Source organism: Bacteroides graminisolvens DSM 19988 = JCM 15093, assembly GCF_000428125.1.
In the GTDB taxonomy this organism is placed as follows: Bacteria; Bacteroidota; Bacteroidia; order Bacteroidales; family Bacteroidaceae; genus Bacteroides; species Bacteroides graminisolvens.
Window position 1 is genome coordinate 42,391 of sequence record NZ_ATZI01000007.1, and the last position, 23,967, is coordinate 66,357.

Sequence of the window (23,967 nt, forward strand, 5' to 3'; positions counted from 1 at the left end):
CCATGTTGGCAAGAGCGTGTGAGAAAACAATCTTTACCCTCTGAGCGTGATTTAGACCCGGAGTCAATCAAGCGCAGAACCGAACTTTTTACTAAGTACATATTACCTCATAAGAGGTTGGTATATAGTATTTGTATCAAATACACATTCGAGGATGGCGATATAGAAGATAACTACAGCGAAGTGCTGGTTAATTTCTTTCGCTACATCGAGAGTTATAATCCGGAACGCCCACTCAAAAGCTGGATCTATGCCGTAGCGCAACGGCATGTGTTCGACCTGAACAAACGCAACAGCCTGATGAAGGTCAGCGATAATGTGGATGTCGTGGATCTTCCTGACACGGAAGATGATGATCACATCAGCGGTAACTGCATGGGGATGGAGAATTATCGGCAATATTACAATGACGATATTCTGGAAGCGTTGGATAAATTGGCTCCCATCCACAAAGAGGCACTGCTGCTTCAACAAGCAGGCTACAAGATGGAAGAGATTGTTGAAATCTCCTTCCAAAATGGCAATCTGAAAGCTAAGAATATGGACACCATCAAGAGCCGTATCTTCTTAGCCAAAAAGCAAATGCGAAACCTGATAACACGAGACGGCGATGCAAGAGAAGAGTAAGCTCATAAGCCGCTTGTTTGTGCTCCTCGTGCGTTTGAGCGTTCAATCCACTTTCGCCATGCCGGGTGGTCGGTTGGCGGAAAAGCAGATTGATGATGCACTGGACTACCTCACCAAACATTACGGTGAGGTAGGTCTGGAACGCATTGTCGATTACTGTGTGTGCCAGGTTCGTCAAATTTCCGAATATGGAGCAGATTATCTACCAAAATGGAAACTGCCTCATTCGTTTGGGATAAAGGCACTGACACGATTTGTAACCCGAAAGCCCGGACAGAAGTATTATGAAGATAGGTGGTTAGCGAATTTTAACCTGACTCGTGAGGATCTGCTACGTGAGATAGAAGACCGCAGCGTACATCCTCTGTTTCGGTTTATCTATCCCGATTATGAGGATTCGACCAAGCGCAGGGCACTATCCACAGAAGTCGGTTACTATATCTGTGGGGTTTCCACTTTGCTTTGGACACCTTTTTCTTCGGTATGCCGCAGTTGTGTAAAGTCGAAAGCGTGCAAGGTCAGAACCCAAAAGTTATACCCGGAGATATATCGTCTTCGGGTAGCCGAGTTTAAGGGGAAGGAGGTGCAAAATGGGTAAGCCGAAAACTAACCCACTAAGTGTGGAGTTCCTCTATGAACTGTATGCTACCGCCTTGCAAAGCGATACTATTTGTGGGGTATTGGTGCAATATATGGAGAAGGAGTTTTTGCCTGACCGCTCGTTTCAACGGATACAGGAGGTGGTGGCCAATCACTATCGCAACTATAAAAATCCTCCAACGTATGCTGTGCTTGCTCAGGCTTTCAGTACCGATTACGATGCCATTGAATTAATCAACACCTTTCAGGAGTATGATATTGACAGCAGTTCGGAAGCGGTGTTGGATATGTTTGAGAGTTATATCAAGGGAGTCAGACTACAAAATGTTTATTCGGAAGTTGGCAAACTCTATAATCAAAGCAAACAAGAGAAAGCGCAGGATTTACTGAAAGAGTACGCCGAGTGGTTGTCCGGCTTTACGCTTAAATCTTCTGCCTTTGTCGATGTTGCCAAGACCTTTACCGAGCGATTCCGACAAAACCAAGCCAAAGACCGGGAGGAACAAAACTCCTCGATGCCGCAAGTGACGCGATTTTATGTGCCATACCTCGATGCATTGAACGGTGGGCGTAACCTGCGTGGGCAGCTAACCTGCTTCCTGGCTTCTACAGGTGTAGGAAAATCCCACATTGTGAAACATATCGGCATCCGGGGTAACATTGATGACGGATTGCATATACTCCATTTCCAGTTGGAGGGTTCGGAGGAGGAGGCTCTGAATGCTTATTCGGGTGGTCTGGTATCAAAAAATGCCTACTACTTTGAGCGTGGCAAGATTTCCGAAACGGAGATGCGACAGTTTGAACGGACGGTAGAAGCCCTGAGCGGTTCGATTACCGTGCGTTGTTTTCCCCGTTTCAATGCCCGTGTCTCGACATTGGATATTAAAAACGGGATTGCCGAATACCGTAAAAAGTGCGGTCGTAATCCGGACATCGTGATTATCGACTCGATGGACTTGTTGACTGATGCCAGCCGCCGGGTATGGAATGCCGAACACGAACGCTCAAAACGTATTGCCGTTGCCAATGACCTGAAAGACCTTGCTGCCGACGAGAAGGTGTGGATGGTCGTGACTTATCAGGCGACCATCGAGAACCGGGACTGGCTTAACAACGAGAACAATGTACTGACCGAATACAACTGTTCGGAGGCAAAAGGATTGGCACGTCCATGTACTCACCTGATTTCATTGAACCAGTCATCGGCAGAACGTCAGGAGGATGTGATGCGGCTTCATATTGCGAAAGCCCGGTTTTTCAAAAAAGGTGATACGATTAAGATAGCCACAGACTACGACAATGAGGTATTCTGTGATTTCCAACGAACATTCTCTTTAAACAGCTAACCGTATGAATAAACACGAGACTGATTTTCTTATTGAGGAGATTACCCGCCATCTGGGAGCCAAACGGGACGGTGGTAATAAGAACCTGATTGCCCGTTGCCCCTACTGTGGCAAGGAAGATAAATACGGCATATACATAGGCAAAGAGACCCTTCGTAAAAAGCCGTTTATGGCACATTGTTTCAGTTGTGGTCGTTCTACGCTGACACGAGATAAATTGCTGGAAGAGATCGGTAGACCCGACCTGATGATAACGCCAACTGCGGATCTCTCGGCACCGCTTAATGCGAACCTATTGTTTCCCCTCGACAATGAAGAAGAGATAGACGATACGCTGGGAATAGTGGAATTACCGGATTTTTACAGACAGGTTTATACGCATCCATATCTCAAGGCAAGGGGTTTTGTCTATGACGATTACGAGCAGTTTCCGGTTGGTATTACCGCAGGGCTGAATCGCCGCTATGATGACTATGTGATTTTCCCGGTGATAGACTCCGGTGATGTGGTGGGTTATGTAGCCCGGCACACCTGGTCAAAAGAAGAGATTGATAACTATAACCGCAAAGCCAAACGAGCCGGAGAGTATCAGATACGCCGGTTTAACAACTCTACGCAGAATGATTTCGTGAAGCTACTCTATAACTACGATGCGGTGATTGAAGATGAAACCGATACGGTGATACTGGTTGAGGGCATCTTTGACGTAGTGGCGATCACCCGAAAGTTGGAATTGTACGACAACCCTCATTTTGTGGCGGTGGCAACTTTCGGCAAGAAGGTATCACAGGCACAGATTTACAAGCTACAAACGAAGGGAGTACGAACAGTGGTGCTGGGTTTTGATGGAGATGCAGTGTCGGCCATCAAACAGACCGCAACGGAACTATCACCATACTTTGAGGTCTTCATCGCAGATATTGCAGATCCTACAAAAGATTGGCAAGACCTGACCGATACCGATATTTTTGAGATTTTCTCAGGACGTCTCAGAAGTCCATTAGAATACAAACTATCAAAATTACAAGAATAATGAATGAATTAATCGCATGGCTGGAAGTGAATCGAATATGCTTTCGGAAGATAGACAGTGAATTGATAGAGATAGAAGATTTTGGGAAGATGCTACTCGCTGACTTATACGGGGTTAGCAGCATACTGAAAGTAACAGATTCCGGTGTCCGATTTAACCTGATGGAGTCGCCCGATGTATTGATGCAGGAAGAGATTTACTATGTAGTATTCCCATTCGGAAACAACTTTTACTATTACGATCTGCGTGAGGAGTTTCGGTTTAATCTGCTCCGCTACATTGGCAAACGGCAACCCACCCGGCTAAATGTTCCGTTTGTCAATCTGGGGGTACATACTTCGTTTGAACTCTTGAATGGTTCGGGTGATGTGGCTGACTGGGTACGAAAGGCTAAATATTTAGGGCATACGGCTCTCGGCATCTGTGATTACAATACGATGGCCGCCACGCTGACTTTACAGAAAGAGTGTGCCAAAGTAGAACTGAAATATGTCTTTGGGTACTCTTTTACGCTAAATCATCTGGATGAAAAGGTGGAAATGAAAGTTTATGCTCTTGCGGACAAGGGATTGCGAAACCTACTCCGTATTCAAAAGGCAATAATGGTTGACAGTGCTGACCAGACACTGACTTTCCGGCAACTGCTTGACTATGCCGAAGGGCTTGTATTGGTATTGGGTAAACGCTCCGGGCTATGGCTCAATCAGAGCAAGCACGTTGTAGCAATGCTTAAAGAAGCCTTTGGCAAGTTATACTTTCAGGTTGACCTTACCGAGTATAAAGCCGAGCGTATTGATGTGGAGGTGTTGCATTCTGTGGCGTGCTATTTTGAGAATTTTGCCGACCCCGTAACCTTTTCATTCGAGATTGAACCTATACTGATATGTGACTGCTACTATTTGGATAAGGAGGATGCGCGGAATAAGATTATTCTAAACAAGATAGCTACCAGTGCAGCCCATGAGCAGAGCGATGAGCAGTATTTTAAGGATGTAGATGAGCATTTTACGGTGATTGAGCCACTGTTCAGCAACAAATGGGATGTAGAAAAACTGTTTGAACGGATGTGTGGGGCAACGGTAGAAATAGCAGAGGCAGCGGAAGCAGCTTATGAGACCGACCGCAACTTTATGCCACGATACGATATGACCGATGAGGAGAAACAAAAATACGGCGACCGACACGCTATGTTCCTTGCCTTGCTGGAAGAAGGTTTTGAACGGTTGGTTCCCAAAGGAGAGGAAGAAGTGTATCGCAAACGGTTGGAGCACGAGATTTACATTTTGGAGAGTACGGATAATGTTGATTATTGCCTTGTGCAGTTTGATACCGTGAATTGGGCTCGAACGAATGGCATCTTGGTCGGGTGCGGTCGTGGTTCGGCTGGAGGTTGTCTGGCATTGTACCTGATGGGGATTACGCTCATTGACCCGATAAAGTACAACCTGCTTTTTGAGCGTTTCCTGCTTCCGGAACGAGCCGGGCTCTATCCGGCACAAGCGACGGTTCTTGCAGGTGAGATAGAATCAACCTCGCATGTCGAGTTGACGCTTGGAAATGGTAAGGTGCTGCGACTGGATAAGGATGCTCAGTTACTTGTTGTGCGAGACGAAACAGAGATAGTAGTATATGCAGATCAATTGAATGATGGTGACGATTTGGTTTTCGATCACAGAGATTATTTGTGGAACGTAAACTATTTCGACAATGAGAGACAATATAACGCTATATCACGGTGATTGTTTGGAGATAATGCCACAGCTTGCCCGGCAAGGGATAAAGGTCGATATGATTCTTTGCGACTTGCCCTACGGTGTCACTAATCACAAAGACGACAAACCTCTGTCTTTCGATAAACTCTGGGAGAGCTACAATGCCATCATCTCGGACAACGGAGTGATAGTCCTCTTTGCACAAGGACAGTTTTACGTGGATCTGGTGAATAGTAATCGCAAGATGTTTAAGTATGATCTTGTGTGGGACAAACAGCTCTCAACGGGATTTCTGAACGCCAGCCGTATGCCGCTGAGAAGACACGAGAGTATTGCCGTATTCTACAAGAAAGCCCCTGTCTACAATCCTCAAAAGAGTGTTGGAAAGCCAAATCACGATAAGGGAACAAAACACAAAACAGATGCACCGACCAATCAGAATTACGGAGTTTATAAGCCGGTTGACGCAGAATTGAGCAGGCTCAAACACCCTGCCAGTATCATATCGTTTCAGAAGCCTCACCCCAGCAAGTGTGTACATCGGACACAGAAGCCGGTTAGCCTCTTGGAGTATCTCATCAAAACCTATACCCATGAAGGTATGACTGTTCTTGACAACTGCTTTGGTTCCGGCTCAACGGGTATTGCTACTTTGAATACCAATCGGAAGTTTATCGGAATAGAAAAAGATAGCCACTACTTCAATGTGGCAAAAGAGATATTGATTGCTGAAATAAGCCTGAAGATTGAATAACAGATTATGTAGAAATTCAAGACAATTCAATTAGTATGGCTACAAAAAATGCAGTGCTGCTCTCAACGCAGCAAATTCTGAACCAGGAGGTTAATGTGTATGGTGATTTTGAGAATCCGCTATTTCTGGCTAAGGATGTGGCTGAGTGGATAGAACACGACAATTCCTCAGTGATGTTACGGTCAATCGACGATGACGAAAAGATACTAAACATTGTTTATACCATTGATGGTGAACAGGAGGCATGGATGCTGACAGAAAATGGAATATATGAAGTGCTAATGCAGAATTTCAATTCTAAGACGAAGGAAATTAGAAAAAATGTAAAAAACATCATTACAGGAATGCACAGAAAAGCAATGTTTCTGAAAGCAACTAAAATAATGGAAGATTCCATTATTCAAGAGAACTGGCGTAAGATTCCCGGATTTGAAGGATTTTATGAAGTGAGCAGCATTGGAAGAGTTAGAAGTACCGTTAGGTCGTTTATTGACAAGAATGGTAAAAAGACATCCTTCCCCTCAAAGATTTTAAGAGTTGGTAGTGGGAAAACATCTCCATACTTAGCGGTAAATTTAAGTATGCGTAATGTCGCCACAAAATACATGGTGCATAGATTGGTCGCAATGAGTTTTTTGTCAAACTGGGATTCTGAGTGCGAGATTAATCATATCGATGGTAATGTTTATAATAACTGCGTATGTAACTTGGAAATGTGCACTCGAAAAGAGAATTACCAACATGCAATTGACGAAAAGCTCAAAAAAGATTATGGTCAATTTAGTTCTAATGCCAAATTATCCAACATTGATGTCAAAAGGATTCGCAAACTGAATAATTTGGGAGTAGCGCAAAGAGATTTGGCCATAGCATTCGATGTATGCAAGCAAACTATATCCAGTATAGTTAATTTTAAAATATACAGGCAATGCAAATAGTATGTGTCAAACAAAAAATATCTAATAGTCCGATAGTCGTTCTTGATACAGTTGTTTTGGACGGTTATCGACAAGGGGGTGGTGGTAGCTGCGGTGATGTCGATTGTGATTTCCAAAGTGATAAAAGACAAGAAGTCAAGGAGTATCTGGAGAGACGATATAATGTCAATGGTAACCAACGTGTATTCTCAGCCGGAACGCTCGCCACACTAAAACTCAAAGCGGTGCTCAAAGATGTTTCGAGGGTGCATAAAGTGCCGTTGAGCATCGTAAACTACATCACAGCCATTTTTGAGGATGATAAGATGGGTTGGACGGAGCTATTTCAGTTGGCCGCAGTCAATAAGAAGGTAAACAAGTTTATTCAGGATTACCCACAGGTCATTGAGGACATTCGCCCTTTGATGGGGCAACCACGCTCGGCTTCGGTACACGCTTCGGCCATACTTATCACTCCGGAAACCAAAGATGGTGAAAAGATGGAGTGTTTTGATTACACGCCCATCAAGAAGGTTGATGATATGCTTGTCTCGGAGTTTGACGGCTATTCGCTGGACGAGGTGGGATTGCTCAAAAACGACTGTCTGGGCATCAAGGAATTATCTAAAATCCAATCCACCATCAACGAGTGTAACCGTGTGTATAATGCGGGAGTTACGTTTGAGGAGATTGTTAAGGGTGACCTAAATGATCCGAAGGCTTATAAGATACTTTCAAATGGATTTAGCCAAAACGTCTTTCAGTTCTCAGGCCGTGGTATGACCAAGTTCTTGATGGATATGCGTCCCGACTGTATAGGTGACCTGATTGCGGCAGCGGCTCTTTATCGTCCGGCTCCTATCGAGGCTGGCTCCACGGAGAAATATTTGGTTTACAAGCGTGGCGAGGTAGCGCCGGTTTATCTATGGGGCACATACGAGGCGTTGAAAAATACATACGGCTTGATTGTTATGCAGGAGCAGGTTGCCCAAATAGCCCGTGAAGTAGGTGGCTTTTCGTTAGGTGACGGTGTTAATCTGGTAAAGCTAATCTCTAAGAAGCGAATGGATAAGATTCACGCTATGAGAGAGCAGTTTATGTCAGGTGCGAAAGAGCGAGGTTGTCCTAAAGAAGATGCCGTGAAGATTTGGGATATTATACAACTGTCTGGCAGCTACCTTTTTAACTCCAGCCACGCCACTGCATACGCCATTACTGCCTATGTCGGAGCCTACCTTAAAGCCAACTATCCGACCGCATTCTACACCGTTGCCCTTCAATGGGCGGACGATAAAGAGATTCCCGCTTTGATGTCGGAAATGGAGCAATGTTCCAAGGCGAAGATTGTACCCCCGGATATAAATGTGTCCGACGTGAAGTTTTTTACCAACTATCAGACCGACGAGATATTTTGGTCGCTGACCCGCATTAAGATGCTCGGAGCAAAAGCAGTGGAGTATATTATAGCTGAAAGGAACCGAGGCGGTGTTTTTATTTCCATTGAAAACTTTATTCACCGGATATTCCGCTACAAACTGAAAAAATACAGTTACTGGGATGATCCGGACAATGCGGACGAAGTAACCCGTGTACCTGTCAATGCCCGGCATGTTAAGAATATGATTCTTGCAGGGTGCTTTGACAATATCGAACGGCTTGAAACCATCACTGACCGATACGGGATTGTGCAACGTGCTGCCAACGAGTTGGGCTTTGAGTTGCCGGAGAAAGATTTTCCGACCGATTTACTGGACAAACATTACTACTGGTCAATGCAACAGATAGCTGTTTCCGGTATCGGCTCTATTGATTACCGTAGAATTTTCGATGCCTCGAAGACTAAGCCGAAAGTCAAGGGTAAAGCCTCTTGGATGGAGCTTCGCAGCGCAATGGATTTGGATAACGAGGGCAAACGTATCGTTGTGTGTGCCACCGTGATCGAAGTCGAGGAGAAATCTTACAAAGACAAGACTAGCGGCGAGAAAAAGAAGTTTGCCAAGCTGACACTACAACAGAATAATGACCTGATGGAGTTGGTTTGTTGGAGCGACTTTCTCAACGAGTTCAAGGCTCCAATTACCACACTCAAAGATAAAGTGATTATCGTTACCGCCATCATTAAGTATAGTGATTACACGGGAGCGAACAGTTTGAACACTCATAAATCATCCATCATGGAACAAATGTAAATGAAACCCACCATCATTGCCATTGTGGGAGCTTCCGGTTCAGGCAAGACCTATCTTTCGAAGCTTCTGCAAAATGAATTGAACGTATTTCTGATCGTGTCATACACTACACGCCCGGCACGAGAGGGAGAGATTGAGGGCATTGATCACTATTACATCAGTAACACACACCGTTTCAGCTATTCGCAGATGTTGTCCTATACCCGATTTGCCGAGTATGAGTATTTTGCACTGGAAGACCAGGTACCACCACAAAAGCACTGCGCTTATGTGGTAGATGAACGAGGCTTGAAGTATCTGAAAGAGACAAAGAGCCACAAGTTCAATATTATTTCTATTCGGGTGGAATCAACAACAGACGCTTTGATTCAGCGGGGCATTGCACCGGATAGAATCAAGCGAGACGATGATAGAACACCACTGCCGCTGGATTATTACGATTACGTCATAGAGAACAACGGTACACTTGAAGAGTTTGAGCACAAGATTCGTGAAACCTATATAAAGATTCAGCAATGGCAGCACCTAAAGTAGAAGCAAAAATTTACACGGCCATCGTGCTGGATTTCGAGACCGGAGGATTGACCTGTGTTGATTCGGCTTGTACGCAGTTGGCTATGCAGGCGGTTCGAATGGATACATGGGAGGTGATTGACCGCTATGAGAAGTACATCACTCCCTACCGTAAACAAGAAGTCGGAGGCGTACCCAAACGCAAGGTACTTAAAACCCGTCAAACCCTTTTTGAGGAAGAACAAGGAGAGCCGATGAAATACGAACCCGCTGCTCTAACCTATTCAGGCATTACAATGGAAACTCTCAACCTGATGGGAGTGGATATAAAAGAAGTGGCAACCAGCGTGATAGAGTTTGCCAAACATAATACCCTGAGTAAGGGACATCAATCTAAACCCATACTCATCGGTCAGAACATCACATTTGATATTGGGTTCTTGCAACAGATGATGAATTACGCCGGATTGGTAAAAGAGTTTGAGAAAGTGTTCGCCGGAACAACTGATTTTTACGGAAACTTTCAGCCTCACTACGTCGATACCATTGATTTGGGACGATTCGCTTTTGCTCATCTGCCGGATGTAACCTCATACAAACTCGAACTATTAGCGGAACGATTAGGCATTGAACTCGATGATGCGCACGACGCGGGTGCCGACGTGACGGCTACGTTGAACGTGGCGGCTGTTTGCTCGGCCCGGCTCCGGCAAGAAGGTGGCGACGTTACTATTGCAAAAAAGGAAAAAACAAGAACCCATTTTAAGATTTAGAGTATGAATGAGGCCGAAAAGAACGAAGAGGTAGTTTCGTTCAAGCAATCAGACCGGATGACTTATGGAGCGGTGAACTATGATGGTACCGAGATGATGGCTGTAATATCAGGTTATGACCTGAATATAGCTTTTAATATGCGTACCATTAACTCTCTATCAGATGCCGAGGCCTCTGCCGATGCGTTGGCTCAGGTCTTTTATGAACTGTTGATGGAGCAATTAATCGAAGAAAAATCATATTTGGTTAAACCACCATCAGATGAAACCACTATTCCTTAATATACAAAGGAAACTAAGGCCTGGATTTCCTTCCGGGCTTTTTTTAGAAAGTAAGTATGGACGAGAAAGATATAAAATTAACCAATGCGGAGATTGAATTCTGCGAATTGTTTGTCGATGGTGATAAAGAGTTTGCCGGACAAGCTGAGGCGTGTTACAGGGAGGTGTTTGGAGAGGATAAGAAAAACATTGCCCTTGCTGCTCGCCGCCTGTTTGCCAAAGAGCATATTACCGCTTACATCAAGGAACTGATAGCCCAAAGGGATATAGATATTGAAGCGGCAGCCGTGAAACTGCAAGTCTCTGAGACGCTAAAGGCTGTAATGTCAGAAACGGCTAAAGGTGAGTATGTGGACAAATTTGGTGTCCCGCTTTCTCCGGCACCGCTTCGTGCCGTATCGGTTAATGCCGCTAAAGCTTTGATGGAGATTTATCCCATTAAGAACGTCCAGAGCCAAACGGGTAAGGGTGGTAATGAAAACAGCAATATTATTTTCAATGTCATTGTACCTCAAAATACACCGCCTCGTGAAACCGAAGATTAGTCAAAAAACAGCCGAAAGGATAGTATATGTTTTAATAATCATAATCCTTGTGATTTATGGAGTATTCAAAGATTCGGCTGCGGCAGATGCGCTTATCAGGGCAGTTAAAGACGCTTTTTCAATTTTAATACAATAATCATTATGACATCATTCAAAGACTTTGTTTCTAACAACATCCGCTCGCTCATTGTCGTCATTTCGTTCACGGTAACGATGTATGTGCAGCATGTAAACAACACCGCTCACATTCAGGAACTGACCACCAAGTGCAAGGCTCTCGAACTCAAAATTGCTGACCAGTACGACCGAATCGACGCTATCAAACTGGATAAAGCGGTATTCGAAGCCACTATGACGCAATTCGTATCTATCCAGACCGACTTGCGTGAGATGCGAGCAGATATAAAAGAACTGCTCAAACAGCGATGAGAAGAGTGTTGCTTGCCTTCGTATCGTCTTTATCGGTTCTCTCCGCTCAGGCTGGATCGCCCTTTGATGTTGCGGTAGAGTGCATCAAGCGATACGAGGGCTTGCACTCCTCAAAGCATCACCCGTATGTCGGCTATGGGCATAAACTATTACCAGGAGAACACTTTGCTAATATGAACGCACAAAGTGCCGATTCGTTGCTTCGTGCCGACTTGTTTCGCCGATGTAAAACATTTCGGGCATTTGGCAGAGATTCACTGCTACTGGCAACATTGGCTTACAACATGGGTGAGAGCAGAGTCCTGAAAAGCCGTTTGGCTCAAAAACTCAAAGCGGGATATCGAGACGTTTATCACGACTATATCACATTCCGACTCATTAATGGCAAGGTCTCAAGTCAACTTGAAAAGCGGAGAAAAGAAGAATTCAACCTATTATATAACGAATAATGAACAAAAGATATGATTACCACAGGAAGTCAAATAACAGTCATTCCTTCACAGGAACTGACGGAGCTGAAATTAGACGGGCTACTTGGTGAGGCCGGTATTGTTTTGGAGGCTTTAACAGAACCGGAACGTAAATCCAAAGGATATATGGTATTATTCCCCGATACCTATAAAGAAGAGTTTTTATGGTTTATCCCCCAAGAATCAGCCTATGAACAAGATTAAGTTATTAGGTGTGTTAGCCTTTATAGGGCTGGGAATGGCAGTATGGGTACAACAACGGCATATCGTCTCTATCAAAAAAGAGAGAGATCGATACCAGATGAACAGCAACGCTTTACTTTCTGAGATGAAGGAGTGGCGGATTGATTCCACGACGATGGCAACGGACGTAAAAACGCTTCGACTTACGGTTGATGAGATGGAGCGATACAGGGCTGAGGATTTAGTTAAAATCAAGCAGATGGGGGTCAAAATCAAAAACCTAAAAGCGGCTGCCAAGCATCAATTAGAGGTCAATGCCGATATAAAAGCATCCGTGAGAGATTCTATTGTCATTCGAGACACTGTTCCTGTGATAGTCAAATCGGTGTCGATGATTACACCCTATCTCCAGTTATCCGGTATTATCGAAAAGGATAGCCTGATAGGTAAAATTCATCTTCCTGTCACATTAAGACAAGCGGTATGGATAGAGTATAAACGCCGTTGGCTGTTTTGGAAAAAGGTAGTTGCGATTCATCAGACCATTACCAGTGACAATCCGCACGTGGAGATTAAATACTCAGAATACATCATCATTCAAAAATAAAAAAATATGTTTACGAAATCATTTCAAACGAGAATCGAAGAAGCGAATAAGGTATTTGTTTCAGCCATTGAGAAGTTAAAATCAGTTCATGCGGATATAACCAATCAGATTACCAATAACAATAGTCAAATTGAGATGCTGAAAGAAGATAATGCTTCTCTCGACACGATGAAGGTCAAAACGGAGAAACAGATTGAGGAAATCGGACGGTTTATTTGTTGATTTCTCGAAATGTATGGATAATATATATTTATTGATATATAGTTCCATAAGATCAAGCTTTCTGTGAAGTTGTTTTCCAATAAAATTCTTACTTAAAGCAAATACATCTACGATTATTTTCTGTCGTTTTATTATTTTATACAGTTGCTTTTGTAATTATCAGCTCATCTTTCCCATTTACAGTTTATTCGCCTTAAAAGGCAGCTTATTCCATAATCTATATGCAATTACATTTACTGATGTAACTTTGTTTTCAAATAGAAACTTATAAAACAGTAAACTACAAACCATGTACAACGATAAAATCCGTATTAATGCGGGTATTATTTCCCGCTTGATGAATAATACTGCTGGTCTCACATTTAATGAGTTGAAAGAAAAGAGTGGATTACCTGACAAAGACTTGTATTTGGCAATAGGTTTGTTAATTGGTGAAGACAAAGTAATATTCTCATCTACTCATGGTGAAGAAAGGTTGTATTTGAATATTTACTTCTACTTTTAAACGAGTGTTAGGATATATAAAACAAACTGCATAAAAATGGAATATATGAATAGATTATCAGCTATTGCAATAATTATTATTCCACTGTACAGTTGGCCTCAAGAAAAAATTGTACCTATAAAATATGGAGATATGGATCAGTGGGAAACCCGTAAGATTCATGAATCCAATATTATTGGAGGCAAATATAAGCTTCTTTATGAAATAGGTCCAGCGCGAAATATTGAAACCAACAATCCATACAAAAATCTGGGGGACTCTCCTTGGGGAACTTCCAACGTAATGGCGAAAGTAGCGGGAATTACAAAGACAAACACAACGGTTTATAAAGAGACACGCGATAAGGGATATTGTGCCCGCCTGGAAACTCATATTGAAAGCGTGAAGGTACTGGGCCTCGTTAATATAAGAGTTTTAGCAACAGGTTCCCTTTTCCTCGGTGATATGCAGGAACCGATTACAGGGACTTCAGATGCAGAGAAATATATAAATTGTGGAATTCCCTTTACTCAACGTCCCAGAGCTGTATGCTATGACTACAAAGTTAAAGTGTCTAATGCCGGAGACCGCATCCGGTTGACCGGTTTCAGTAAAAAAGGACAGGTGGAAGGACGTGATTGCGCAATCGTAGTTTTTTTTCTGCAAAAACGTACGGAGGATATTTATGGAAATATCACGGCAAAGCGAGTGGGAACAATGGTTGCGAAATATGATAAGAATTCGAATGATTGGATAAATGGTGCCATGTATGAAATCCTTTACGGTAACATTACCAGGCATTCTTCTTATGTATCAGAAATCATGGGATTAAGAACAGGAGATTATGCAAGGAACAGTAAAGGAGAAAGCGTTCCGATAAAAGAAATAGGATGGGCTGCTGCCGATGAAATCCCGACACACATGATGCTACAGTTTTCATCCAGTCATGGAGGCCCTTTCATCGGTTCGCCCGGGAACACTCTTTGGATTGATAATGTAAAATTAGTGTATTGAACGAAAGATTATTTCCTGCATCAGTAATTTGCGTATACAAATAACTCATTACATTGTTTATATACGTAAACAAAAAGTAAAAACAATGAATCTGGGAATAAGAGTTATCACAAGACTGGAGTCTGATTATGAAATTACTCTATGGTAATAATATTATTCCGTCAGCCACTTTTTCAATTCCTGCACATTGGTTCTGCTCACGATGATACGTTCTGGAACAGATACGTTAAGATTGACTATCATACGGTTGCTAAACCAAGTCGTAATATCAGTTATAGCTGCCTTTGACACTATGAACTGCCGGTTTGCCCGATAGAACATCGTAGGATCAAGTTGTTTCATCAAGTCATCCAGTAAACCGCCGATGCGACTTTTTGTACCGTCATATTGTATGGCAATAGCATTTTTATCTTCCAAATAAATATATGCGATACTGCTAACTTTGATGGGGATTAGTTTGTCTCGAACAGATACCAACAGCGATGATTTATAGGAAGTGGTTCTCTGTAGTATCGTATCGGCAACCTTTTTGATCAGTTCGGCAGTCTCCTGCGGTTGATAAACAGCAGAAAAACGTTTCAGTTTGTCCAATGCCCGTTGCAGGGACGTGCGACTGACGGGTTTTAGCAGGTAATCAATACTATTCACCTCAAATGCTTTTAAGGCATATTCGTCATAAGCAGTAGTAAAGATAATAGGGCATGTTATTTCCACACTTTCGAATATGGAGAAGGAAAGATTATCAGCCAAGTGTATGTCCATGAAAATCAAATCGGGCATCAGGTTATTCCCAAACCATTCAATACTTTCACTAACTGATTGCAATATGCCCATGACAACAGCATCAGGCGTTAATTCTTTTAACAAACCAACCAGCTTTTTGGCTGTCAGTTGTTCGTCTTCTATGATGATTACTCTCATGGCTTATGTGGTTTTAGGAGATTCGAATACTAAAGGTATTGTCACTTCAAATACATCTTCTGTCTGTTCGATAGTAATATCTTTTTGCCACTTTAACGCATATCGTTCCGACAAGTTTGCCAAACCGATGCCTACACCTGCACTTGGCATAGTTTTGGGTTGATAGTTATTGCTCACAATCAGTTGGCGATCGTTAGTCGTTTTGATTGTGATGCAGAGTGGATGCTGCCGGGAAATGATATTATGCTTCACCGCATTCTCGATTAGTATTTGCAAACTGAGCGGAACGACAGAATAGTTTTTGAGCGCAAAGTTTATCTCTGTTTTAAGCTGAAGACACTCGCCATAGCGGACTTGCAGTAGCCCGAAGTAATCATCAGTAAAATGGAGTTCTTCATCCAGAGTCACAATTTCCTTGGTCTGAAGAATGTAACGGTAAACGGAGGAAAAGCGCTGAATGTATTCATGTGTTCTTTGCTTATCTTCATCCACCAGTGAATCAAAAATACTCATTGTATTGAACAAAAAGTGCGGGTCGACTTGATTCTTAAGTGCCTGGTAGCGTATTTGCATATTCTCCACTTTGAGGGATTCGTACTGAAGAGCCAGGAACTGACGCTTCTCGGACAAATAAATAATGTACGAAACGGCTACCACCATTAAAGCAAGCGATACATTCATCAGAATGATTGATCCGAATATGTAGGAAGAGAAAGACCATACATTCTCCGATGTGAACAGGCTGTTATATAACGGCAACTGTAAAAAGCTGAATAGCAGCGTTATCAGGAGCACTCCGCCCATAAAATACCAGTTCCGCTCCGTTACTGCATATCTCCCCTTCAACAATTGAAAATCGAATACGAAGAGCAAAAATGTAAGGAGGAAGAAGCTCCCTGTACTGTAGAGCAAAGACACATATTTGGGTACAGAGTCTACAAAGCCGAACATCTCGCCTCCCATCATTTTGAGATACAAGGGAGAAAATACTGGTAACACGAATATCAGTGTGATAAAGGCGGCAAGACAGAAAGCTGTCTGCCAGTTCATATAACTTTTTTGTGCCATAACTTTGTTTTTAAAAGTAAAAGTAGACATTCAGATACAATCTATCATTATCCAGATCAGATAAATACATGATTTTATTTTCACGTACTAACCAGCCTATGGCCATACTTAAATCTTTATCTGATAAATGACACCTTTCTTTCAATTCATTATATGTCAAACCGGAGGGAGTATTGTTCATCAATTGTAGAACAATATCTGCATTGATGCTAATTTGATTATTATCCATAAACTTTGTTTTTAGGTATTATTATTTTCTCGACACAAAGATACGAAACCATTCACAACCACTCATAAGTTGACTGACAAACTGTTATTCTTGATAACTGAATTGCTCCTGACCAAAATAAACTGGTTGAATGAGTCGTTAAAAAGACAATATACTCTTAAAAAAAGCCCGTCAAGCGCAAGTGCCTGACGAACTAAATTACTACTCATCAAAAAACAGTACCCATCATTTGGAAGGTTTCTTTTATAATCCAGGTAATTTTGTACGCTTCTTCACCATGTAGAACAAAGCAGGAACTACATATAGTGTCAGGATAGTCGAGGTAATGATACCTCCGATAGTTACTAATGCCATCGGAGTACGGAAGGAAGCCCCGGCTCCTCCACCGAATTCCAGCGCATTGGGAAGTGTACCGACAGCGATAGCCACACTGGTCATGATAACCGTTTTCAACTTTGTCTTTGCCGACTGTATGGTTGCCTGGTGTAACGACTCTCCCCGGGCAAGCAGTTGCCGGTTGTAATCGTATATCAGGATACTATCATTCACCGCCAATCCCAATAAAGTGATAATGGCAATCAGCGAAAGCATATTCATTGATGTTCCGCTTAGGAAGATAAGTACCAGTACCCCGATCATAGCCATCGGCAAGGTGGTAAGCAATAGAAACGGATGCCAGAAGTTTTCCAGCAACGAAGCCATTAGCATATATAGTAGTATAATCGACAGGATTAGCGTAAATGAGAGATCGCGCAGCGACTCATCCATATCCTCTGCCATACCTGCCCATTTCACGGTCACGGATTTCGGTGCCTGAAGGTTGTCCATCAACTGATTGATTTTGCCCTGCATCTCCATGTCCGAAACATTGTCTTTAGGCATTATGCCAAATTCCACCGTCGGGAGTTTGTTGACGTGATAGATCTGCGCCTGCGAAATATCATAGGAGATGTCAGCCAACCGTTCCACCGTATAATGCTGCCCATTAGCCAGAACAGGAATATTCTTGATGCGCGCTAAGTCGCTAATATCATTTTCATTATAGCTGATTCGGATGTCGTATTCCTTTCCATTCTCCTTGTAAACACCCACTTTGATCCCATTTATGGCACTATTGATGGCTGTTGCGACATCGAATACCGATAGATTGAGCCGTGAAACGATTTCCGGCCTTGGAATAATGCGAATCAAACGGTTACCGTTACGGTTGCTCGCTTCGTAGCCGGAGATTCCTTCCATATCCAACAAAGCAGCCTCTACCTTGGCGCTTGTTGCTTTGAGCTCTTCCGTGTTTTCCGACTGTAACAGGAAAGCAATCGGCAGACCGCCTTCGATACCGCTGGCAGACACCAGTGCTTTCACTGACGGAATGCTGTCAAGTTGAGCTTTCAAAGTCTCGGCCAGTTGTATGTTGCTTCTCTCTCGTTCGTTAACTGGGTATAAGTGTGCCATTATCTTGAGCAGGTTTGGTCCTTTGGGCATGATGCCTTTCTCGCCAATCACTGTTTGCATGGCCGACACTTCGGGATGCCGCATGATGATCGCCTCCAGTTTTTTGGCATATTCGCCCGAAGTTTCCAGCGAGGAGCCTGCCGGAAGCTCGACTTCCACAAACACCAGGTTCATATCTTCTTTCGGCATGAAATTGAAGTCGATGAACTTCATCAGACCGAATGAAGCGATGAAGATTCCCATCATGGAGACAAAAAGTAATACACCCCTGCGTTTTTTGGCCAGTAGTTTTTCCAGCGAACGTCCATACCGTTCGGAGAGGTTGTCGAAGAAGCGATCCAGAAAACCGTTGAATTTAGTGGCTTTCAGGTCTTTTTTCAGCAAAACGCTGGCAAGCATGGGTGTCAACGTGAACGATACGAGCAGAGAGAATACGGTCGCAACAGAAATAGTCAGCGCATATTCCACAAAGTACACACCCACCATGGAGGTCATCATAGCCATCGGTAGGAATACCACTAAGTTGGTTCCTGTCGATGCAATCACCGCCATCGTAACTTCCGACGTACCATCTATTGCAGCTTGTTTGATCGGCATCCCCTCTTTTTTCAGGCGGATGATGTTTTCGATTACCACGATGGAATTGGATATCAGCGCACCGATAGAGACGGCAAAACTCATCAGCGTCATCATGTTGAGCGTAGCATTGAGTTGCTTCAGCACGATGAAGCTGGCGATGAGAGATATCGGAATGGATATGCTCACGATAATCACCGTCCGATAGTCCCCGATAAAGAGATAAAGGATGACCCCTGTCAGAATAATGCCGAGAATGACATTCACCAAAGCATCGTCTACGGCACTTTCCGTATATGCAGAATTATCGAACGGAATACTCAGCGTTACACCCTCGGGCAGCTCGTTCTCGAATTCAGGGAGTTTCTCCTTTATGGCTCTCGCCAATTTTACTTCATTGGCATTCGGTTCTTTGAGAATATTGAGCGTAACAACACTGCTGTAATAGTGGTCGTTTTTCAGATCGTGGAAAGTCGACTTATTGGTGGGACGCTTGACACTGTCGCTCACCACAGCGAACTCGCGGACAGACAACGGATAACCTTTGTGCGAGATCATCAGTTCGCTGATGGCTTGAGGGGAAGATGCTTCCTGGCCGGTTTCGATAGAAAAGTTCATTCCGTCGTAGTCGTACGTACCGCCGGGCAGTTTGGTGTTGGCAGCCTGAATGGCTGCTCCTACTTGAGTCAGGTCTAAACCTAATTCGGCGGCTCGCCGCATATCGGCCAGAATCTTGATCTCGCGTTTCTCGCCACCGATAATGTTCACTTTAGTGACACCGTTGATGCGAGTGAAGAGATTCTTCAATTTCTGATCTGCAAGGTCGTACAGCTCCTTGCCGGACTTATTGCCACTCATCACGATCGTCAGTACAGGAACATCGCTGATATTTGTTTTTTGTATCAGAGGACGCTCGATAGACTGCGGCATCTCAGCCATAGCCAGCTCTACTTTCTCCTTGACCTCGTTCATCGCTTCGTTCTCGTTCTTGCTGGAACGGAACTCGGCTTGTACGGTCGACACATTCTCCATCGAGTAGGAGATGACCCGTTTCAGATTGCTCAATCCGGAAATTTCTTTCTCTATTTTTTCGGTCACATTCTTTTCCAGCTCTTCAGGCGTAGCGCCGGGCAGGACGGTAGTGACCATAATGGAAGGGCTGTTCACTTTCGGCATCATATTGACACCTACGTTTACATAAGCCATTACCCCGAAAAATGCCAATGCAATGAAAAGCATCGTGGTGGTAACGGGACGTTCTATTGCAAATTTCGTTATTTTCATAAGTTTGAGTTCGTGGCTCTGATAGCCGATTTGTCGGATATTTTTTCTACGCCCACAGTGACATATTCATCTCCCGATTGTACGCCTGCTTCGATAATGGCCTGTTGTCCCACAATACGGACTATGCGGACGGGAGTGGCGGTAGCATATCCTTGAACACATTTGTAGATCAGGTCTTTCCCTCCGACAGAAGCAATAGCGGTCAGCGGTATGCGAATGGAATTACCGCTTCCCGCCAATTTCATCCTTATGTTGGCGGTCACTCCTCCGGCAGCTATGGCTTGCTGATTGCTGAATTCTGCCCTGATTCGATAAGCCTTGCGTGTGTCGTCCATAATGGTACTTTTCTGTGCCACCCTGCCTTTTAATTCAGGTAGTGAACCCAATTCAAGTGTCACGCCGTCGCCATCCTTAATTAGAAATGCCTCTTTCATTGACACAAAAAACTCTGCGGTCAGTTTGTCCGTTTCAGACAGAACAAAAAGTTGTGTCCCTGCCATCACATGGTCACCTTCGGTTACCGATACATCTGTTATAGTACCCGAGAACGGAGCTTTGACAACATATTGCTCTTCCAGTATCCGTATCTCTTTGGCTTTGTTCTTCACTTCCAGTTCAAGGTCTTCCACCGCCTGTCGTGCTACGAAACCTTTGGCAAGGAGCGTTTTCTGTTTCTCTAATTTACTCTGCATATCTTTATAAACAGCCTGTTGCTGTTCCATTTGAAGCTGATAATTCTGTACCGGGTAAGCGATAAGCGCTTGCCCTTCGGACACCTTTTGCCCGGGACTAATCATCACTTTTGTAGCAATGCCATTTGTTTGTGGTGCAAACTTAAAGGAGCGTGCATACTGCAAATCCGCATGATAGAGTTTCTCCTCACTACCATCATCATACGCTATCCGGGCAGTATTGACAATTACGGCCGCATCTTTTGAATTCTCTACAGGAGTCTGTGGTGTCGGGTTTCCACCGCAGGCAACCAATCCCAGCAAGGAAATAATTATTCCCCCTATCATTCCAATTTTTCTCATGATATAATTTGTTCTAATTTTTATTTCAGTAAGTTTTTAATATTCACAATTGCAGCCTGATAGTCGAGAGTAGCGTTGAGTAGTTGTAGCTTTGCCTGTATATAGGAAATACGCGTTTCGCGAAGTTCGAGATTTGAGACCAATCCCAAACGCAGTTTCTCTTCCGAAGCCTGTATTTCCTTGTCCGCCAGCTCCACCATCTTACGAATGGTGTTGATTTGGGTAGAGGCAACGGTTTTGTCAGCCAACAGGCTTTGATACTCCTTTTCCAGTTGGTTGCCAAGTTCCATATATTCCATCTTGCTCTTTTCGTAGGCAAGATGCGATTTCCGTACTTTGGAGCGATTGTATCCACCTGAAAAAATGGGGATGCTCAAGTTGATCGTTCCATAGCCGACTCCGTTTCTGTCTTTGAACCGGAATTTATCGTCATAAGCGTCCAGCGAGTAACCCAGATTGAAAGTGACTTTAGGAAGAAACGCCGCCTTGGATAAAGAGATCTCCTGCTTTGCTAAATCCATACGTTTGATGCTTTGTTCCATTTTCAGTGTACCGCCGGGGAAACGTTCTTGACCGGTTGCTTCAAGAGAGGCGTCCGGCAAGGCAATCTCACCTTTTATCTCGAACGGTTCCTCCTCCGTCATGTTGGCAAGCAAGCGAAGTTCACGTAATAGATTACCGACAGTTTTCCGTGCATTCTCAATATCGGGCAATGTCTGCTGATAGTAGAGTTCGGATTGCTTCATGGCAAACTCGCTGACAAGTCCGTTTGCAAACATTTCGCAGACTTGTTGGTATTGATTCTGTGCCAATGCACTATTTTCTAAAAAAATAGTGAGCGACTCTTTCGCATAGAGCGCCTGATAAAACAGGAGTGTACCTTGCTTAACCACCTGATTGGTCTGATCTGCCTGAGACAGTTTCATGTAGGCGTTTGCCAACTTGGCTATTTTTTGGTTGGCAAGGGCAGGGGCATTATAGATAGACTGCTCCAGAGTGACGGCACCATTGAGTGTATTTTTGAAATTCACAGGGAATTTGTTGGGAACCCCCTCCATCCCAGACTCTCCCTCGTTGATAAACATATAGCTGTTATTGAAATCCCTACGATAACCCGCCGTGGCTCCTATCTGCGGCAAATACTCGGAACGTGCCATTTTCACATCCTCTGCACTTTGCTGCGTTTCGTTCTGCGCTTTTTTGATACTTATATTCTCTCGTTCGACTTTCTCAAGATATTGCTCCAGAGAATATTCCTGTGCGTTCCCGACAAACGGAATAAGTACGGATAATAAGATTAAGACTTTTTTCATCAGAAATAATAATTAGTTTATTCTGACGCAAAATTACAGAGGTAATTATTGAGGTATATAGGCTATAGGATAAACAGTCATATTTGCCGAATGAGTTGCGTATAATGGGAATAAACTGCCGAAAACAAATAAAAATAGCGGAATAGGATTAATTATTCCGCTATAATTCCTGTTGATGAGGTTATTAAAGCATTCTGTTTTGTTGATTATCGGGTCAGGGGATAGGATAGGTTCTTCGCGTGTTTTCAGTTCTTCACCCTTCCGATTCGCTTCAACCATTGTTCGACGTTCGGTTTGTCTGAAGTAGCCCTGCTGCCTTTAACTTGGTATCCTTCAAGGTATTTAGCTGAGGAGGCATATTTCTTCACCTGGTCGAAAGCCTGTCCGGAGCCGCCACCACCATGCGTGCAGAACGGAACAACGGTTTTGCCTGTGAAGTCGTGGTTCTCCAGAAAAGTGGCGATGATCATCGGAGCGTCTTCCCACCAAATGGGGAATCCGATAAAGATGACGTCATACTCGTTCAGATTCTCTACTTCGGCTTTCAATGCAGGTCTTGCCTGTTCGTCCCTCTCTTTCTTTGCTATGGGTTCGTGCTGTTCGTATACCGAGGGATAGGGCATAACAGGTTCTATACGAAAAGTATCGGCATCGGTTAGAGATTGGATATATTCAGCAATAGTAGCCGTGTTATTGGTGTGCGAGAAGTAAACGACGAGCGTTTTTTCTTGTGCGTGCTGTCCGCAAGACGTGATAGCAAAAGCCGTAACCAACATTAAAAAAAGTTGTTTCATGATGTTCTGTATTTTTCTGTTAGAATAAAAGAGATGTTTCAGATGCTTTCCCCCAGATTTTCAGCCTGCGAGAGATAACCCGGCTGTTTCAAAATATCGTTTACAGCCAATACGCCTGGAACCAACAACGGTTCTTGGGCACTCCATTGAAGTGCTGAAACCGTCATTTTGTACTCCTGTAAAAGCAGGTCGAACACGGCTGTATTTTGATCTCCGGCGGCTGCCAGCAGAAGCGTCTCTTTGTTTTTGGTCTCCGGTCGATCCGTCATCAGGAATGAATAGAACTTATCGATGACAGCTTTCATTTTCGCAGGATAGGTATACCAATAGACTGGCGTCGCGAACACCACCATATCCGATTGCATAATGAGGGTTGCCGCTTCGTTAAAGTCATCCTTGGATATACAGGCACAATCCTCTTTTGAAAAACAATTATTGCAACCGATGCAGGGTTTTATCTCTTTGGACGAAGCGTCGAAGCGCGACACCTGATGTCCGGCTGAGGTTGCCCCTTTAATGAATGCTTCGGCCAACTTATTGCTGTTGCCGTCTTTGTGTGGGCTGGAGGTAATTACTACAATTCTTTTCATGTT

At 43.6% G+C, this 23,967-nt stretch carries 27 protein-coding genes; 19 read left to right on the forward strand and 8 right to left on the reverse strand.

Features of this window, described 5'->3' with window-relative positions:
* The first annotated feature begins 18 nt into the window (after positions 1–18).
* The 19 genes from C511_RS0107300 (at position 19) to C511_RS0107395 (ending at position 14,703) form a co-directional block, all read left to right on the forward strand.
* A complete protein-coding gene (locus C511_RS0107300) occupies positions 19–627 on the forward strand; it encodes an RNA polymerase sigma factor (RefSeq protein ID WP_024996434.1) in 609 nt (202 codons plus the stop codon).
* Complete coding sequence (locus C511_RS0107305; protein WP_024996435.1) at positions 611–1,225, forward strand: hypothetical protein; 615 nt, start codon at positions 611–613, stop codon at positions 1,223–1,225. The genes C511_RS0107300 and C511_RS0107305 overlap by 17 nt, the downstream gene beginning before the upstream one ends.
* Positions 1,218–2,576, forward strand: a complete 1,359-nt coding sequence (locus C511_RS0107310) for a DnaB-like helicase C-terminal domain-containing protein (RefSeq protein ID WP_024996436.1) — start codon at positions 1,218–1,220, stop codon at positions 2,574–2,576. The genes C511_RS0107305 and C511_RS0107310 overlap by 8 nt, the downstream gene beginning before the upstream one ends.
* Positions 2,577–2,580: 4 nt before the next feature.
* Positions 2,581–3,609 (forward strand): toprim domain-containing protein, encoded by a 1,029-nt coding sequence (locus C511_RS0107315; protein WP_027317993.1) that lies wholly within the window; start codon positions 2,581–2,583, stop codon positions 3,607–3,609.
* The gene (locus C511_RS16365; protein ID WP_187373990.1) at positions 3,609–5,348 is read left to right on the forward strand and encodes a PHP domain-containing protein; all 1,740 of its coding nucleotides are present in this window, start codon (positions 3,609–3,611) and stop codon (positions 5,346–5,348) included. Before C511_RS0107315 ends, C511_RS16365 begins: the two co-directional genes overlap by 1 nt.
* Positions 5,317–6,075, forward strand: a complete 759-nt coding sequence (locus C511_RS0107325; RefSeq protein WP_024996438.1) for a DNA-methyltransferase — start codon at positions 5,317–5,319, stop codon at positions 6,073–6,075. Before C511_RS16365 ends, C511_RS0107325 begins: the two co-directional genes overlap by 32 nt.
* Before the next feature lie 35 nt (positions 6,076–6,110).
* Entirely contained in the window at positions 6,111–7,013 is a 903-nt protein-coding gene (locus C511_RS17215; protein WP_051260479.1) for an NUMOD4 domain-containing protein, read from the forward strand.
* A complete protein-coding gene (locus tag C511_RS0107335) occupies positions 7,004–9,181 on the forward strand; it encodes a helix-hairpin-helix domain-containing protein (protein ID WP_024996440.1) in 2,178 nt (725 codons plus the stop codon). The genes C511_RS17215 and C511_RS0107335 overlap by 10 nt, the downstream gene beginning before the upstream one ends.
* Positions 9,182–9,715 carry a hypothetical protein gene (locus C511_RS0107340; RefSeq protein ID WP_024996441.1) on the forward strand — a complete coding sequence of 178 codons (534 nt, stop codon included), beginning with the start codon at positions 9,182–9,184 and terminating at the stop codon, positions 9,713–9,715.
* Positions 9,697–10,467, forward strand: coding sequence for a 3'-5' exonuclease (locus C511_RS0107345; RefSeq protein WP_024996442.1), 771 nt, complete (start codon positions 9,697–9,699; stop codon positions 10,465–10,467). Before C511_RS0107340 ends, C511_RS0107345 begins: the two co-directional genes overlap by 19 nt.
* Positions 10,468–10,470: 3 nt before the next feature.
* Positions 10,471–10,749: a hypothetical protein gene (locus C511_RS0107350; protein WP_024996443.1), complete on the forward strand. Its 279-nt coding sequence runs from the start codon at positions 10,471–10,473 to the stop codon at positions 10,747–10,749.
* A 56-nt stretch (positions 10,750–10,805) separates the two neighbouring features.
* On the forward strand, positions 10,806–11,294 hold the full coding sequence (locus C511_RS0107355) for a hypothetical protein (protein ID WP_024996444.1): 489 nt from the start codon (positions 10,806–10,808) through the stop codon (positions 11,292–11,294).
* A gap of 141 nt (positions 11,295–11,435) precedes the next feature.
* A complete protein-coding gene (locus C511_RS0107365) occupies positions 11,436–11,723 on the forward strand; it encodes a hypothetical protein (protein WP_024996445.1) in 288 nt (95 codons plus the stop codon).
* Entirely contained in the window at positions 11,720–12,172 is a 453-nt protein-coding gene (locus C511_RS0107370; RefSeq protein WP_024996446.1) for a glycoside hydrolase family protein, read from the forward strand. Before C511_RS0107365 ends, C511_RS0107370 begins: the two co-directional genes overlap by 4 nt.
* Positions 12,173–12,184: 12 nt before the next feature.
* A complete protein-coding gene (locus C511_RS0107375; RefSeq protein WP_051260480.1) occupies positions 12,185–12,397 on the forward strand; it encodes a hypothetical protein in 213 nt (70 codons plus the stop codon).
* Positions 12,384–12,983, forward strand: coding sequence for a DUF6549 family protein (locus C511_RS0107380; RefSeq protein ID WP_024996448.1), 600 nt, complete (start codon positions 12,384–12,386; stop codon positions 12,981–12,983). The genes C511_RS0107375 and C511_RS0107380 overlap by 14 nt, the downstream gene beginning before the upstream one ends.
* 6 nt (positions 12,984–12,989) lie before the next feature.
* On the forward strand, positions 12,990–13,205 hold the full coding sequence (locus tag C511_RS0107385) for a hypothetical protein (protein ID WP_024996449.1): 216 nt from the start codon (positions 12,990–12,992) through the stop codon (positions 13,203–13,205).
* Between the two features lie 289 nt (positions 13,206–13,494).
* Positions 13,495–13,710, forward strand: coding sequence for a winged helix-turn-helix domain-containing protein (locus tag C511_RS0107390; RefSeq protein WP_024996450.1), 216 nt, complete (start codon positions 13,495–13,497; stop codon positions 13,708–13,710).
* A gap of 36 nt (positions 13,711–13,746) precedes the next feature.
* The gene (locus C511_RS0107395; protein ID WP_024996451.1) at positions 13,747–14,703 is read left to right on the forward strand and encodes a PCMD domain-containing protein; all 957 of its coding nucleotides are present in this window, start codon (positions 13,747–13,749) and stop codon (positions 14,701–14,703) included.
* A gap of 153 nt (positions 14,704–14,856) precedes the next feature.
* On the opposite strand, the gene C511_RS0107400 is transcribed toward C511_RS0107395, so the two are convergent.
* The 8 genes from C511_RS0107400 to C511_RS0107435 form a co-directional block, all read right to left on the reverse strand.
* On the reverse strand, positions 14,857–15,624 hold the full coding sequence (locus C511_RS0107400) for a LytR/AlgR family response regulator transcription factor (protein ID WP_024996452.1): 768 nt from the start codon (positions 15,622–15,624) through the stop codon (positions 14,857–14,859).
* Positions 15,625–15,627: 3 nt separating this feature from the next.
* Positions 15,628–16,692: a sensor histidine kinase gene (locus C511_RS17220; protein WP_158332554.1), complete on the reverse strand. Its 1,065-nt coding sequence runs from the start codon at positions 16,690–16,692 to the stop codon at positions 15,628–15,630.
* A gap of 10 nt (positions 16,693–16,702) precedes the next feature.
* Positions 16,703–16,921: a winged helix-turn-helix domain-containing protein gene (locus C511_RS0107410; RefSeq protein WP_024996454.1), complete on the reverse strand. Its 219-nt coding sequence runs from the start codon at positions 16,919–16,921 to the stop codon at positions 16,703–16,705.
* A 243-nt stretch (positions 16,922–17,164) separates the two neighbouring features.
* Complete coding sequence (locus C511_RS0107415) at positions 17,165–20,233, reverse strand: efflux RND transporter permease subunit (protein WP_074434166.1); 3,069 nt, start codon at positions 20,231–20,233, stop codon at positions 17,165–17,167.
* Positions 20,230–21,267 carry an efflux RND transporter periplasmic adaptor subunit gene (locus C511_RS0107420; protein ID WP_027317996.1) on the reverse strand — a complete coding sequence of 346 codons (1,038 nt, stop codon included), beginning with the start codon at positions 21,265–21,267 and terminating at the stop codon, positions 20,230–20,232. The genes C511_RS0107415 and C511_RS0107420 overlap by 4 nt, the downstream gene beginning before the upstream one ends.
* A gap of 20 nt (positions 21,268–21,287) precedes the next feature.
* Positions 21,288–22,580, reverse strand: a complete 1,293-nt coding sequence (locus C511_RS0107425) for a TolC family protein (protein WP_024996460.1) — start codon at positions 22,578–22,580, stop codon at positions 21,288–21,290.
* A 245-nt stretch (positions 22,581–22,825) separates the two neighbouring features.
* Complete coding sequence (locus C511_RS0107430; RefSeq protein WP_024996461.1) at positions 22,826–23,374, reverse strand: flavodoxin; 549 nt, start codon at positions 23,372–23,374, stop codon at positions 22,826–22,828.
* A 38-nt stretch (positions 23,375–23,412) separates the two neighbouring features.
* Positions 23,413–23,964 (reverse strand): flavodoxin family protein, encoded by a 552-nt coding sequence (locus C511_RS0107435; protein ID WP_024996462.1) that lies wholly within the window; start codon positions 23,962–23,964, stop codon positions 23,413–23,415.
* Positions 23,965–23,967 lie beyond the last annotated feature (3 nt).